The 14054-nt window shown below is 42.4% G+C and carries 14 protein-coding genes and 1 pseudogene; 8 read left to right on the forward strand and 7 right to left on the reverse strand.

What is annotated here, in order from left to right; genetic code table 11:
• Positions 1–18: 18 nt before the first annotated feature.
• The 6 genes from QUA54_RS05755 (at position 19) to QUA54_RS05780 (ending at position 3968) form a co-directional block, all read left to right on the forward strand.
• On the forward strand, positions 19–1047 hold the full coding sequence (locus QUA54_RS05755; RefSeq protein ID WP_333413770.1) for a PstS family phosphate ABC transporter substrate-binding protein: 1029 nt from the start codon (positions 19–21) through the stop codon (positions 1045–1047).
• A gap of 101 nt (positions 1048–1148) precedes the next feature.
• Positions 1149–1859, forward strand: a complete 711-nt coding sequence (locus QUA54_RS05760; RefSeq protein WP_333413771.1) for an MIP/aquaporin family protein — start codon at positions 1149–1151, stop codon at positions 1857–1859.
• Positions 1860–1933: 74 nt separating this feature from the next.
• Positions 1934–2407 carry a phosphatase domain-containing putative toxin gene (locus QUA54_RS05765; protein ID WP_333413772.1) on the forward strand — a complete coding sequence of 158 codons (474 nt, stop codon included), beginning with the start codon at positions 1934–1936 and terminating at the stop codon, positions 2405–2407.
• 30 nt (positions 2408–2437) lie between these two features.
• Positions 2438–3097, forward strand: a complete 660-nt coding sequence (gene arsH, locus QUA54_RS05770; protein ID WP_333413773.1) for an arsenical resistance protein ArsH — start codon at positions 2438–2440, stop codon at positions 3095–3097.
• Between the two features lie 57 nt (positions 3098–3154).
• Positions 3155–3550, forward strand: a complete 396-nt coding sequence (arsC, locus tag QUA54_RS05775; protein WP_190732266.1) for an arsenate reductase, glutathione/glutaredoxin type — start codon at positions 3155–3157, stop codon at positions 3548–3550.
• Between the two features lie 148 nt (positions 3551–3698).
• Positions 3699–3968 carry a hypothetical protein gene (locus tag QUA54_RS05780; protein WP_333413774.1) on the forward strand — a complete coding sequence of 90 codons (270 nt, stop codon included), beginning with the start codon at positions 3699–3701 and terminating at the stop codon, positions 3966–3968.
• Between the two features lie 216 nt (positions 3969–4184).
• Here QUA54_RS05780 and tnpC (QUA54_RS05785) read toward each other — a convergent pair whose 3' ends face one another.
• Positions 4185–5567 (reverse strand): IS66 family transposase, encoded by a 1383-nt coding sequence (gene tnpC, locus QUA54_RS05785; protein WP_333413775.1) that lies wholly within the window; start codon positions 5565–5567, stop codon positions 4185–4187.
• A 228-nt stretch (positions 5568–5795) separates the two neighbouring features.
• Here tnpC (QUA54_RS05785) and tnpC (QUA54_RS05790) point away from each other — a divergent pair, with 228 nt between their 5' ends.
• Complete coding sequence (tnpC, locus tag QUA54_RS05790; RefSeq protein WP_333413776.1) at positions 5796–7298, forward strand: IS66 family transposase; 1503 nt, start codon at positions 5796–5798, stop codon at positions 7296–7298.
• Here the strand turns inward: tnpC (QUA54_RS05790) and QUA54_RS05795 are convergent.
• Both QUA54_RS05795 and QUA54_RS05800 read right to left on the reverse strand, forming a co-directional pair.
• A complete protein-coding gene (locus tag QUA54_RS05795) occupies positions 7204–8109 on the reverse strand; it encodes a bile acid:sodium symporter (RefSeq protein ID WP_333413777.1) in 906 nt (301 codons plus the stop codon). The genes tnpC (QUA54_RS05790) and QUA54_RS05795 overlap by 95 nt on opposite strands.
• A gap of 47 nt (positions 8110–8156) precedes the next feature.
• Positions 8157–8549 (reverse strand): transposase, encoded by a 393-nt coding sequence (locus tag QUA54_RS05800; protein WP_445301530.1) that lies wholly within the window; start codon positions 8547–8549, stop codon positions 8157–8159.
• 153 nt (positions 8550–8702) lie between these two features.
• Here QUA54_RS05800 and QUA54_RS34385 point away from each other — a divergent pair.
• A pseudogene (locus QUA54_RS34385) lies at positions 8703–10068 on the forward strand (ISL3 family transposase).
• Here QUA54_RS34385 and QUA54_RS05815 read toward each other — a convergent pair.
• The 4 genes from QUA54_RS05815 to QUA54_RS05830 form a co-directional block, all read right to left on the reverse strand.
• Positions 10065–10406, reverse strand: a complete 342-nt coding sequence (locus QUA54_RS05815; protein WP_333413779.1) for a hypothetical protein — start codon at positions 10404–10406, stop codon at positions 10065–10067. The pseudogene QUA54_RS34385 and the gene QUA54_RS05815 overlap by 4 nt on opposite strands.
• A gap of 1340 nt (positions 10407–11746) precedes the next feature.
• The gene (gene rppB / locus QUA54_RS05820) at positions 11747–13114 is read right to left on the reverse strand and encodes a two-component system sensor histidine kinase RppB (protein WP_333413780.1); all 1368 of its coding nucleotides are present in this window, start codon (positions 13112–13114) and stop codon (positions 11747–11749) included.
• Entirely contained in the window at positions 13101–13370 is a 270-nt protein-coding gene (locus QUA54_RS05825; protein WP_333413781.1) for a hypothetical protein, read from the reverse strand. Before QUA54_RS05825 ends, rppB begins: the two co-directional genes overlap by 14 nt.
• A gap of 96 nt (positions 13371–13466) precedes the next feature.
• Positions 13467–13943 (reverse strand): DUF2808 domain-containing protein, encoded by a 477-nt coding sequence (locus QUA54_RS05830; protein WP_333413782.1) that lies wholly within the window; start codon positions 13941–13943, stop codon positions 13467–13469.
• Positions 13944–14054 lie beyond the last annotated feature (111 nt).

A 14054-nucleotide genomic window follows, 5' to 3' on the forward strand; every position in this document is an offset into this window, starting at 1 on the left:
TGACATTGGGTGAGGTCAATGAACCCAGCAGAAAAGCCCAAGGTTTCCGCACTAAGTATAATTGCTTTGACCATAGGTGCGATCGGGCTTCTCAGCTCCTGCGGACAAGTCCAGTCGCCAGAATCGCAAAGCATTAAAATAGACGGTTCCAGCACCGTGTATCCAATTACGGATGCGATCGCCAAAGAATATCAAAATACCAATCCCCAAAAAGCATTAATTACTGTTGAATTCTCCGGTACTGGTGGAGGATTTAGAAAGTTTTGTGCTGGCGAAACTGACATCAGCAACGCCTCGCGACCCATCAGCCCAGGAGAAATGGAAGCCTGCAAGAAAGCTGGCATCCGCTACTACGAATTACCTGTCGCATTTGATGCGCTCACAGTAGTAGTCAATCCCAAAAATGACTGGGCAAAAGACATTACTGTAGAGGAATTGAAAAAGATTTGGGAACCCGCCGCCCAAGGAAAAATTACCCGCTGGAATCAGATTCGACCTAATTGGCCGAATCGACCTATAACCCTTTACGGTGCAGGCAAAGATTCCGGTACATTTGACTACTTCACAGAGGCAACAGTAGGTACTGCGAAAGCCAGCCGTACCGACTATACAGCAAGTGAAGACGACACAGTTTTAGTGCAAGGAGTTATTAAAGACGAAAATGCTTTAGGTTACTTTGGATTGTCCTATTACGAAGGCAACCAAAGTCAATTGAAAGCTGTAGGTATTGACAGAGGCAAAGGAGCAGTGTTGCCATCCCGCGAAACTGTAGAAAAAGCTCAGTATCAGCCCCTGGCACGACCTCTATTTATCTATGTCAACTACAACTCGGCTCAAAATAAAGTAGAACTACGCAACTTTGTAGAATTCTACATGAAGAAAGCTCCGACTTTAGTTAGTTCTGTGGGTTATATTCCTTTACCACAAGAAGGCTATCAACTAATTTATCAGCACTTTTACAATGGCAAGGTAGGGACTGTTTTTGGTGGCAAAGCTCAGCTTGACTCGACAATTGGAGAGTTATTGCGACAGCAGGCAACTTTTTAGGTATCAGTGGTCATCAGTCAACTGTTGTAGCTTGTTAGCTATAAATTTAGATTGGTAACTAAAATCTAACAAGAGAGGTAAATTTATCACGGATCGACTCAATGTTCAAGTCAGTTTATAAGACAGCAAGCAGCTTGTTCTCACCCGAGTGCAAGAGAGAAGCAATTGCAGAATTTCTCGGTACGTTTATTCTGGTATTTGCAGGCACGGGCGCCGTGATGGTTAACAAAATTAGCCAGGGTGCAATCACTCATTTAGGCATTAGTTTTGTCTTTGGAGCCGTTGTCGCGGCAATGATTTATGCTACCGGTCATATTAGCAGCGCCCACCTGAATCCTGCTGTAACATTAGCTTTCTGGGCGAGCGGGTTTTTTGCAAGCAAACGTGTTTTGCCTTATATTCTAGCGCAGTGTGCGGGCGCGATAGCAGCTTCCACACTGCTGCTAATTACTTTAGGAAAAATGGCAAATCTCGGTGCAACTGTTCCTCTGAATGATAACTGGTTACAGTCTTTGATTCTAGAAACAGTATTGACTTTTATCCTGATGTTTGTTATTTTAGGTTCGGGATTAGATAGGCGCGCTCCAATCGGTTTTGCCGGGATAGCAATTGGGTTAACTGTAGGGTTAGAAGCTGCATTTATGGGGCCGATTACCGGAGCGAGTATGAATCCGGCGCGGTCATTTGGCCCAGCAATTGTAGGAGGAATTTGGCAGCACCAGTGGGTTTATTGGGTTGCACCAATTTTAGGAGCGCAACTAGCTGTTTTGGTTTATCGGATAATATCCGACGGATTTCGCGATATCAAGTAAGCGAGGAAAATAAATGAAAAGTGTGATGTTTATTTGCAAGAAAAATTCTACCCCTGTCGGATGAGGCGACTGCAATGGACGAACAACAAGCGCAACCAATTTCAGAGAATTTGTGGTGGGTGATTCCAGGTCAACTGGCAGGGGTGCGGAAGCCAACAGCCGAGGAACTCTCTACGCTTCAATCAGTAGGTATTGGGGCGATCGTCTCTGTAATGGACGATGCTTCCAATCTGGATTTGTATGAGCAGGCAAACATTCCTCACCTTTGGTTGCCAACGAAAGGCGGTACTGCACCCAGCCACGAACAGATTCAGCAATTGCAAACCTTTGTGGATAGCCAGAATCATTTGGGGCACGGGGTTGCAATTCACTGCACAAGTGGCAGACGACGCACTGGAACGATTCTGGCTTCTTACTTAATTCAGGCAGGTTCATCCTATGATGATGCGATACTCACTATTCTGGATGCCAATCCCAACGTTGAATTGAGAGAGGCGCAAACCGCTTTCCTGCAAGAGTTAGCAGGAAAACAAACTTATTCTCAATAGCCCTATTCTTATAACTAATTAACACTACTCATGACTCGTTTTGACCATCCTCCTCGCATCCTGTTTTTGTATGGCTCTTTAAGAGAGCGTTCTTACAGCCGCTTGTTGGCAGAAGAATCTGCAAGAATTATTCAGGGTTTCGGTGCCGAAGTTCGATTTTTCAATCCTCTAGAATTGCCGATTTACGGCAGCGTTCCCGATACGCATCCGAAGGTTCAAGAATTACGGGAATTGAGTCTCTGGTCGGAGGGTCAAGTCTGGTCGAGTCCAGAAATGCACGGCAATATTACGGGTATTCTGAAAAACCAAATTGACTGGATTCCTTTAAGTATTGGGGCTGTCAGACCGACTCAAGGCCGAACTTTGGCGGTGATGCAAGTCAGCGGCGGTTCGCAGTCTTTTAATGCTGTGAATACTTTGAGAATTTTGGGCCGCTGGATGCGGATGTTTACGATTCCGAATCAGTCTTCGGTTGCTAAGGCTTATCAGGAGTTTAACGACGATGGGACGATGAAGGATTCGCCTTATCGCGATCGCGCGATCGACGTGATGGAGGAGCTGTACAAGTTTACCTTGCTGTTGCGGGAGCAAACCGACTATTTGACCGATCGCTACAGCGAACGCAAGGAACAAGCAGCTAAAGAGGCGATCGCCCTAGCAAATCGCGCCCTTGAATTACCGGGCGCTTAAAAACCGCCAGAACCCCGACAGCAACCGATAATCAACAACTAACAACTAACAAAAACCATGAAAAAAGTAATGTTTGTTTGCAAAAGAAACTCCTGCAGATCGCAAATGGCAGAAGGATTCGCTAAAACCATCGGAGCCGGCAAGATTGGAGTCACCAGTTCCGGGTTAGAATCAAGCAGAGTTCATCCGACAGCAATTCAAGTCATGTCAGAAATCGGCATTGACATCACCGATCAAACATCAAACCCATTAAACGAATTCAATGCAGAAGACTACGACGCCGTAATTTCTCTCTGCGGCTGCGGCGTGAATTTACCCGAAGCGTGGGTTTTGCGAGAAGTGTTTGAAGATTGGCAACTCGACGATCCCGACGGACAACCGATCGAAACTTTTCACCGCGTTCGAGATGAAATTAAAGCACGAGTTGAAACATTAGTTGACTCTCTAAAGTAAGATTAATATAGCAATCCTAAATCATTTGTGAATTTCTTACTCCCGAGCGAGCGGGTTAGGGGAGGGTTGGGGTGGGGTAAAAAATTTACGACTCCTGCAAGGATTGCTATAGATTGCGGACTAAGCGTTTAAAACAGATAGCTGTAGTATGTGGCAGGTTACTAAAGGTTGGCTAAAAGCATCAGGCGCAGAGTTTTGGTTGCCATTGCCGTTTGTGGCGATCGTGTTTTGGTTTGGCTCCAGTTTTCTGACAGCTCAAGAATTGAGCCAATCCCAAACAACAGAGAACAAACTTCAGGCAGATACTCAACTTAAAGCAACCCTGTCTATCAACATATTGCTGATCAATGCGGTCATCAACTGGCAGCAAGGAACAACCCTGGTTGAGGGGAAAACAGCCGAACCAATTTTGAAGTGATTGAAATTAGAATTGTTGATGACCGACACAAATCAGATCGAGAAAGTGATCGCTAATGTTAAGCAAGCAGTTCAAAAAATAATAATGACATAATCAATGCAATTCTTCTAATTCAGGTAAGGGAATTGTAACGCTATTAGACTATTTCTCTGTCTGAAAATTTGCCGATCTACGACGCATAAAAAGTAATAATTGGGAAACTAAGACCGTAATTGCTCAACTAGGGGAAAAAATGGAGCCATCAATAGAGAGAGCTTGTTGAATAGATTGATAAGCAGTTAAACCTTGACGCTTCCCAGTATTGACAACTGAACGAACTGCTGCAAATAAATCTCGCCCCCATTCTGAACGGAAGCCATTAGTCACACGGCGAAATATCACGCTCATCCTAATCGCCTGTTCACTACTATTATTCGTGGCTGGAATCGCCGCATCTTCCAGAAACAGAAATAAATTGTCAATGAGCCCACCATAACGTTTTCGTAACCGGATACCATCCGGATGGTGTGGCGCTAAATTCAAAATCCCGGTTAATCTTTCCTGTAAATTTTCTCGATATCGATTGAGTCTGGCATCGTCGATTTTTTCTCGTCGTCGATGGATGATAAAAGCTCTTAATAATAACCTCTTCATCGCTGGGGCCAAAATCCTGTCAAAGGCATCAATCGCATATTGGCAATCCCGCAATTGATGAGCTAAACACACTTGCCATTGTGGTGCGGGGTGATTTTTTTGAGCGCTAAATAAGTCTGATACCCAAATATCGGGACGATGTTCTCCTAGAACTTCGTACATTACTCCACTGGCTCGGCTGGGGCGGATGACGTGTAAGCAAACATCAGGGTTCTGAAACACCCACTCCCACTGATTTTGTCCGTTAACTCTCGCACTCGTTTCATCTGAACCAATTAATTTTGCCCGCCGCAACCGTTGTAGTATTTGACTTACTTGATCGTCTAAACTGGTTTTGACCTTCAAGAGCAAGTTGGCGATGGCACCTTCTGATATCTTTAGTCCAAAGACTGAGCCAAATATCAACGATAGCCGTTCGTAGCTGATGGCATGAGTGTAACGCAGATCTGTAACTAAGCTTTGAATAGAACTGCCAAACGGCGAACCTGGTTCCATTCCCAATGGTACAGGTGCAACATACTCAGCCTGACAGCAGGCACACTGACCACCATAACGTTCGATTCGGGTGATGCTGGGGCGAATTGGAAGTAGTTCGATTTTTTCGTAGACGGATTGCAATTTTTGTGCCGCGCCGGTGACTTTCTCTCCACACTGGGGGCAATTTTTGAGTTGGGCGATGATTGTTTGGTCGGGATGAGGATGTAGTTCTCTTCCACCTCCGACTCTTCCTAGGCTTTTTTGTCTTTGGCTCCCCTCAATTTTCGATGGCTGAATGTTGGGCTTGAATCCTTTGGACGGTGGAGTGCTGGAATTTTTGCTAGTTTTTTTGGGAGATGGCTCTGGCTTTGGTTTTGGTTCGTAGGTGGCTAATGTGGCGCTGAGTTTTTGGATTTTCTCCCATAGCTCTACTATCAAGGCTTCTTTTGCCTCGTTCGATAGTTGTTTTAAGTCGGGAAGTTTTTCCATTCCTTTATCTAATGTCTATCTCGTCTTCTTGTCAAGGGGGTTGAGCAATTACCTAAGACCATAATAGGGAGTTCGATAAGTGGTTCAATAGCCAAAACAAGGGTAATCAAAGGACGATTAGGAAAAACAGATGTAGCGATCGCTAATGCAAGGGGTGAATTGCGTGCAAGGGTTGGTAGAAGTTCACGGGGGTAGCAAAAGCCCAAAAAATCTGGTAAGGTGAGGGACATGGAGAAGACAGTGCCGGAATTAATGGCAGCAATCAGTGCAGCAGAGTGGGCGCAAGTGCCAGGCAGCATCCTCGAACTAATTTACGAATTAGTGCGTAGGATGGATCAGTTTGAACAGGAAATAGGGGAACTGAGAACAGAAAACGAGCTTCTCAAAGAGCAATTAGCCCGAACTTCGGCAAATTCATCACAACCACCATCGAAGAATCCTCAAGGATTTAAGCCCAATCGAAAGGAACCCACCGGAAAGAAGCGGGGTGGGCAACTAGGACATTCGGGACATGAACGGAAGCTATACCCGACCGAAATGTGTACTGAAGTAATCAACCATTACCCACAGCAATGTAGTGGATGTGGAGGCATCCTAGAGATTGAAAATAATGGTCAAGCATATCGACATCAAGTAGTGGAAGTCCCACCAGTACAGCGGCTCGTCATCGAACATCAGTTTCATCCAATTACCTGTACTTGTTGTGGGAAAGAAAATCAAGCCCCAGAAATGACCGAAATAATAGGAATGGGTGGATATGGTCCAAGAACAGCAGCCTATGTAGGTTTATTCAGTAGTGAGTATCGACAATCCTACCGCCAAATACGTGCGCTGATGCAGGCGGTATTTGGGATTGAAATGTCCGTCGGCACTATCAATCGTCTACGGACAGAAGTGAGTGAGGCAGTTGGCGATGGGGTCACAGCAGCCCAACATTACATCCAGCAGCAGCCGAATGTGGGAGTAGATGAGACTGGATTTCAGCAGCGGAATGGAGATGGTCAAAATGCCACCAAGACCAGTGGTTGGCTGTGGGTGGCTGTAACGCCATTGATTCAGAGCTTTCAGGTAATTTTAAGCAGAGCTAGTAGTGCTGCTCAAACGGTTTTGGGCGAAACTTTTAGTGGCTCGATCACCAGCGATCGTTGCCCTGCCTATAATTGGGTGGATGTCAATCACAGGCAACTGTGTTGGGCACACCTCAAACGAGATTTTATTCAAATATCCGAACGAGTTGGAGCTTCTGCCCAAATCGGCAAATCCTTGCTGGAGCAGGAAAAAGAGCTTTTCAATCTCTGGCATAAATTTAGAAATGACCAACTCACTCGTTCGGAGTTAAAAGAAAGGGTTGAACCTATTAAGACTGAAGTTTTGAGTATCTTGCTAGAAGCTTCGCAGTTAGACATCCACGAGAGGGAAAAGACCCCACTGGCAAAAACCGTGCGGACTTGCCGTAATTTACTAAAGTTGGAAGTGGCTCTGTGGTTATTTATCTCCTCAGATGGTGTAGAGCCGACCAATAATGCCGCGGAGAGAGCCATTCGCCCTGCTGTGATTTGGCGACGGACTAGTTTTGGTTCAGATTCTGCAGCAGGAAGTCTGTTTGTTGCCCGTTTACTCACCGTTGTGTCTTCTCTCAAGCTGCAAGACCGGAATATTCTTGAGTTCTTGACTGAATCTGTCTTGAGTGTTCGTTCTGGTCGGACTCCTCCTTCTCTTCTGCCCTCTTAACCCCGTGAACTTTTACAAGGGTTGTACAACTAAAGCAAGCAAAGTCCTCATAACTAAAGTTGCCGAATCGTGAGATTAGTTGAGTCAGCAAAAAGGTAATTTCATAAAAAATAAGGATAGGTGGTAACATTTTTAGCAGCACATCTGGACGCTGAATTAGGGTTTGCCCTTGGGAGGCAAACACCGCTGTAATTGCCAAGCACAGAAATAGCGTTTGCCCTGCTGCTATTTTCAGTGGAATTTCACGCCAAAACCCGTTTACCTTTGGTATTAACCACTTAGCGATAAACGCTAAAAGCATAGGAACAACTAAAACCAGTACAATGCTTTCGAGAAAAATTGCTGTATCAATCTGCACCAATTTTCCAACAAAAACTAACAGATAGACAGGTAGGAGAACCACTTGCAAGATCATATTCCAAGGAAGGAAGGCTGTAGCTAAAGCAACATTTCCTTTGGCAATCCCTGTAAAAATGAGATACCAGTCAGTACAAGGTGTGACCATCAGCATAATTAGCCCAACCCAAAGATCGGGAGAGTCCCGTAGGAAAATAGCCCCCAATCCCCAAACAAAAACGGGTGTCCAAAGAAAGTTTATTCCCAAAACTAATCCGGTCATTTTGTAGTTTTGAAATGCTTGACCTAAACGATTAAGTGGAATATTTAGAAATACCCCATAAAGCATGACCATCAAGGATGGGACAATCAGAGATAGAGCATTTTCCTCAACCCATCTAATTTGTCCCCGCACCAGCCCAATTAAGATGGCAATGATGACAAATACAGATTGAAGCTTTTCAGTCAAACTCATGTTGGAAAATATCCCTTAAATAAGTGAAGCAATAGTTCGGACAGTTTTTAATCAGACATAGTACCATAATATAGGACTGAGGGAAGGTTAGGGTAATTTAAAATCAAGTTAGGGTCTAAATCTAACTTGTTAATAAAGGTTAAAAGTAGATGTCTGTTGAATTGCCTGCGTTTATAAGAAGCTATTGAAAACACGAATAAATCGGGAGAAGAGTGATGACTATAGGCTGAATATTTGGCCAGATTTAAGGCGCTCTGACTGGCATTGAAATGAACATCAAGTCGTTGACTATTACAAGATTGACAATCGGCTAAACCCCTAAATTGTTTGGCATCCCTAAAAATAAACTCAATCTGAAAACGAGCCTGATAATACTCAAATATTTGCTCCGCTGGGAGGTGAATATCAGTGCTAAATAATAAAGTATTTTGGCTCTTCAGTAGTTAATATGCTAAATAAATAGCTAAGTCAGGAAAAAAAGACAAATGAAGCTAGCAAAATAGTTGGTAGAGTCATTACCGGGGTTGACAGAGGAAGCTCATTTAGTATTAAATATAAGCAAAATCTAGAGGGGTTAGGTGGATTGAACAGCCATGAGAACGAAAAAGGAGATCAAGTTTTTAACAAAGCTGTTGAATATAGAGGGAATAAAAGTAATCTCACATCGCCAGCATGAAGGGATTAGAATAATTTTACAGGTGGAAGGAATCGGTAAGGAAAGTAACTGTCCACGTTGTGGAAAAAAAAGTCATAGATTCCATCAAAATCATAGATACATAGTCAAAGATTTACCTTGGGGAGAGAAGTTCGTATTTTTAGAAATCAACAGACGACAGTTTAAGTGTGAAAAATGTGTCAAGCCATTTAGTGAAGAGTTGGAGTTTGTCAAAAAAAGAAGAACCTATACGAAACGGCTAGCAAGAGCAATAATCCAAGAAGTGTTAGAGAACGATATCCACAGCGTAGCGAAAAAAGGGGTCGTGACAACAGAAGAAATAGAAAGGATGTTAAAAGACGCATCGAAAGAATACTTAAAAGCCAAGCCTAGCGAGTTGAAGAGATTAGGGATAGATGAAATAGCTATAATTAAAGGAAAAGGAAATTACTGTGCAGTATTAATAGATTTAGAGAAGGTAGTCCTATTTTATAAAGGATAGAGAATAATCAGTATCTTTAGAAGTCTTTCCCTCCATGACTTTTAAAATTGAGCATTTTACTCTGTCCTTTACGAAATGGCACTACCTTAGAGAAGTCTAAGCTAATCGGGATATTGGCAGAAGGAAACAAGAAGAAATTAAGGAAGTAATGCTCGGATGGGGTAAAGAGGTATTAGAGCAAATAGAAGAAGTAAGTATAGATTTGTGGAAAGGTTACAGAAATGTAGTGATAGAGTTGATGCCAAATGCTCAGGTGGTCGCCGACAGATTTCATGTAATGGCACAAATAAATAAGGAATTAGATGCCCAAAGGAAGCGAGAGAAGAGACAGGTAGAAGATTTAATTAAAAAAGCATAATCGTCACAAGAAAAAGCTGACCCGGAGAAAGTTTTAGAAGCATTGAAGAAAAGTAAATATGTGTTATTGAAGAACCAATCAGCTCTAAATGAAGAGGAAAAAGCTAAACTCATGCAAGTTAAAGATGTATCTTCTACTCTCAAAACTATGCATGAATTAAAAGAAGAAATTAGAAAAATTTTCGATCAGGCTAATAATTGGTTAGTCGGTTTGTTGAAACTGGAAAGATGGTTGTCAGGAGCTAAAAAATATTTTCCCGATAGTCAGAACACTATTATTCGTTGGCTAGATGACATTATTGCTTACTTCGATTATAAAACTACGAGTGGTGTTGTCGAAGGCATCAACAATAAGTTCAAGTTGATTAAACGTTCTGCTTACGGATTTAGAAACTTTGAAAACTTCCGAGTTAGATGTTTGCTTACTTGGCAGTTTGATTGTTAGTTTAGCATACTAGCTACTGAAGAGCCAGTATTTTTGGTGTGACCATTTGCTTGGACTTCAGAGATACAAGCCAAACGAATCTGACACTTAAAGCAACAACTCCATACGATTAATGAATAAAGCTCAACTCCCGGCTTTATTTGTTTAACCAAAGTGAGATTTATTAAATTATCGCAGTCAACTTTACCATCATATTTACGAGGTGTACCCAGTTTTTTTTGTTCACCTGTATAGAGGTAATTCAGGTCAGCATCAACCCTTAATTTACTAATCAAATTCAAGTCTGACTCCCGTACAGCCTCCCAGAATTTAGCACGGTAATAATAGCCATCAGCCACTAAGTAACGTACAGAGTTTGGTAAAGAAGAACGAGTATTTTTAAAATGTTGAGCATAGTCGTCAACTCTTGTTAGCTCTAAGGTTGAGCTTTGATGTGCTTGTTTTTTAGCCAGTTTTTTGAGTGTTTTTTCTGAGCAACTGTTCGGTTTTTTTTCGGTAGTTTTGTTGTCGGACGCGAGGGAGTTTGTTGCACGCTTAAACTATAAGACAAATGAGTTTCAACTTCGACAATAGCAATTACGGAAATTTCTAGTCCCTGTTCGTTTTTGCCCACTACACCATTATAAAAATAAGCTTTTTCTTCAGTTTTGTTGCCGCTTTTTTTGAGAAAAGAACAATCAATAACCGCAATAATTGTCCGCTCAGGATTTAACGCTTCTTTGACAAAATTCTGATATGAGTAACTAACTTAAATATCTATTTGACGGCAGCAAATCTCTTAAAATCGTGCACATATAGTAGCATTTTATAATCCATTGTTTAGCTTGTAACCAAATATCTTCAATTGGATTCTGAGTCGGATCGTAGGAGTGCGAACCTCAAACAACTGATTTCCCAATCCGATTCATCTAAACGATTATTCACCAATGACAAACACTCTTTAACTCTGCTGAAGAATGATATTTAGCGCCCTCCCAAATTAATGCTATTCGCTTAGCGATTATTATAAAGTGAAGCTGCCGTTAGCAAATTTTTTCCGAATTTAAGAAGCAAATATGGGTGCCGGGAGGGTAAGCTTTCTAGGTTGATTGACATTTGCATTCCGAATTCATTTGCATTCCGAATTCTAAGTTGTAAGCAGTCAGATGCAAATGTTGAATTTCAACATCAGCTTGAATTAAAATATTAAACAAAATGGAATGGCTAATATTGCTACGAATATTTTTTTTTAGACCCTGTATAATATCATCGTGTTACCAACAAATTCTCTGATCTAGGAAGGAGAGTGATAATGGAAAGAAGAAGGGGAAGAAAACCCTGCTTAAAAACATAGGATTGAAGAAGCGACTTATCAAAGATGATTGCACAAGCCATCGGTCCTAAAAAATCATGTGTGGTCGAGTTGGAAAAAGCCCTTTGTATCCGTTGGCTAGCTCAAACTCCAAGGGTGGGAGAAGATAAAGTGCCGCTTTTATGTATATGCTCGCAGATGGTAATGCACGGGTTGTGATCTATTTCACCTGTTTTTCTTGCACATTACTACCTTTCTTCGTCCGAAAATCCATACAGTGTTTACTTCAACTACTTATTCAGCAAGCCCTAGTTAGTTAAGTATATTTGTCCATCATACCATAAATGTGCAACGCCCAACGCCCAGGTTCTGGGATGTGCCGATTCCTCAATGATTCATGGCATCATTCACCAACGCCGCATTTCTTTCTCGAAATCGCAGTGTGAAAATGCTACCCGTACCCAATTTACTTTGCACAGTCAGGCTACCGCCATGTGCTAAGGCTATAGCTTGCGCTATCGCCAATCCCAATCCCGAGCCGCCAGTAACGCGATCGCGTGAACTGTTAACTCGATAGAAACGATCAAAAATTTGCTTTTGATCTTCTGCTGCAATCCCACACCCTGTATCTTGAACATGAATCACAACTAAATGGTCAGTTTTTTCTAAAATAACAGTTACTTGGCCACCAGGTGAAGTGTATTGAATGGCATTGACAATTAAATTAAAAACTAAGCGATAAAGCTGGTTAGAATCACCAATAATAGTCAATGGCTGATGCACCGGTAATTCCGATGTTAGCGCTACCCCTGAGGCGATCGCCATTGCTGCCAATTCCTCGACTAAATCGCTAACCAAGTCATTTAAACAACACAATTGAGGGTGATATGGTATCGCTTGATTATCCATCCGCGCCAACAGCAACAAATCAGCCACTAACTGAGTCAATCTGCGGTTTTGGCGATCTACAGTTCGCAAAATTTCCCGCGCTTCTTTTTCATCCAATTCAGACATCAACAGCCCGGATTCTACTGTCGCCTGCGAAGCAGCTAAAGGCGTTCGTAGTTCGTGAGCGGCATCCGCTGTAAACTGTTGAATTTGTCGGTAGGAAGCATAAATTGGTTTCATTGCCAATCCTGCCAGCCACCAACTAGAAAAGCCTACCAAGATTAACGCAGTCGGCAATCCCAACTTTAAAACTAATTTGACTGTACTGAGATAATTGTTGAAGTCTTGCAAGCTCCGCCCCACTTGAAAGTATCCCCAATTTTTCTGATTTTGAGTATGCAGTGATACAGAAATTTGGTGATAAATATTGCCTTTGCTGTCAGTAATTGTTTGCCAGTGTTGTGAGTTAAAGGTCGCTAGCAATTCTTTGGGATAAGCGCCTGCTGTAGCAATCAAATTTCCTGACTTATCAAATAAACGAATATAGTAATGGCCTTGGTTGATAGCACTTAAAGTATGGCGACTTGGCAACTGTTCTTTAATGTCGTTAACTCCCATTAGGCGGAGGTTAGGCAAAAGTTCGTTTACTATTGGCTCTAAGCGTCCGGGCTGCTGCAATTTGAGTTCTAGGCTGTCGTGTAGCGTCCCCGCTACCGATTCTAATTCGCGGTCTAGGGCTACCCAGTGAGCGTGGGCGATAGCCTTATATACCCCAAATCCCAACAAGCTTAAAATCAACCCCATTACTGCTGCATAAGAAATGGCTAATTGCCAGCGAGTCCGGTTAAATAGTTTATTTTGATTCATTTTGATTTGTTACGTCAATTCCGCTACACATTTTCACATGATCCGGCAAATCAATTGTAAGTGCCAAAAGAGCTTTTCCCTGAACGTGAACCTCAAAATCGTGGAAGGCTCTCCAAGTTGGGTAGTCAGGATAGGAACGGCCTCCGACAATGTGAGCAGATTGGGAATCTCCCGGTATTCCTGTTGCTTTTGCTGCGGAGATAGAACAGGTAAGAATTAAGGCAAATGCTGCACTAATGCTAATTAATTTTTTCACGACTCCACTCATTGAAAATTAACGTTTGGCTTATTTCTTAGTTTGATAGGTATGAATGAAACCATGATGAAAGATCGGCCGTAAAACCTGAGTTTTTTATTGATAGCTGCGAACCCGTGCCATGCCGAGGGGGATGTCTGCATCGTCGCCAGCGAATTTAGCAGCAACCTGGTACATCCAAGCGTTAGAAACTCCAGAAATTATTACTTTATTTATGGTAATTTTGATTGTGGTTTCGGGAGAAAGAGGTTGGGAGAAGGTTAGTATAACTTGATTGCTGTTGACAGAAACCTTAGTGTCAGTTTTTCGACCTGAATCGTCAGAGATACTGATATCATCCCTGACTGTTAACCCCCCAGGAACGCTGATTTTTAATTGAGAAATAGCCCTACTTCCTTGAGGAATCTTCAGCCGGAAAGTATGCCTGACGATTCTTGCCTTAGTTTCCGGAAATTGTACTGAACTATCAATGTGAGGAAAATTCTCGGCACCTGTTCTGGTGCTCGCATGGACAGCAGGAACTAAAACTGCGGCTGACAGAGCAAATACAGCACCGTAAATGAGTGTTCTCATAGTTTTGACTCTCTAGGGAATTAAGTACAGTACGCCAACCTACTTCAACATTCATATTTGAAGAGTTAACTTCTTATTAACTAGATTGACAGCTAATTATGAAATCAAGAT

This window comes from Microcoleus sp. MOSTC5 (assembly GCF_036701825.1).
In the GTDB taxonomy this organism is placed as follows: domain Bacteria; phylum Cyanobacteriota; class Cyanobacteriia; order Cyanobacteriales; family Microcoleaceae; genus Microcoleus; species Microcoleus asticus.

Coding starts and splice junctions, on each gene's coding strand:
- QUA54_RS05760 (WP_333413771.1), top strand. CDS start 1,149: ATGTTCAAGTCAGTTTATAAGACAGCAAGCAGCTTGTTCTCACCCGAG.
- arsC (WP_190732266.1), top strand. CDS start 3,155: ATGAAAAAAGTAATGTTTGTTTGCAAAAGAAACTCCTGCAGATCGCAA.
- rppB (WP_333413780.1), bottom strand. CDS start 13,114: ATGAATCAAAATAAACTATTTAACCGGACTCGCTGGCAATTAGCCATT.
- tnpC (WP_333413776.1), top strand. CDS start 5,796: ATGGAGAAGACAGTGCCGGAATTAATGGCAGCAATCAGTGCAGCAGAG.
- QUA54_RS05830 (WP_333413782.1), bottom strand. CDS start 13,943: ATGAGAACACTCATTTACGGTGCTGTATTTGCTCTGTCAGCCGCAGTT.
- arsH (WP_333413773.1), top strand. CDS start 2,438: ATGACTCGTTTTGACCATCCTCCTCGCATCCTGTTTTTGTATGGCTCT.
- tnpC (WP_333413775.1), bottom strand. CDS start 5,567: ATGGAAAAACTTCCCGACTTAAAACAACTATCGAACGAGGCAAAAGAA.
- QUA54_RS05765 (WP_333413772.1), top strand. CDS start 1,934: ATGGACGAACAACAAGCGCAACCAATTTCAGAGAATTTGTGGTGGGTG.
- QUA54_RS05795 (WP_333413777.1), bottom strand. CDS start 8,109: ATGAGTTTGACTGAAAAGCTTCAATCTGTATTTGTCATCATTGCCATC.
- QUA54_RS05780 (WP_333413774.1), top strand. CDS start 3,699: ATGTGGCAGGTTACTAAAGGTTGGCTAAAAGCATCAGGCGCAGAGTTT.
- QUA54_RS05755 (WP_333413770.1), top strand. CDS start 19: ATGAACCCAGCAGAAAAGCCCAAGGTTTCCGCACTAAGTATAATTGCT.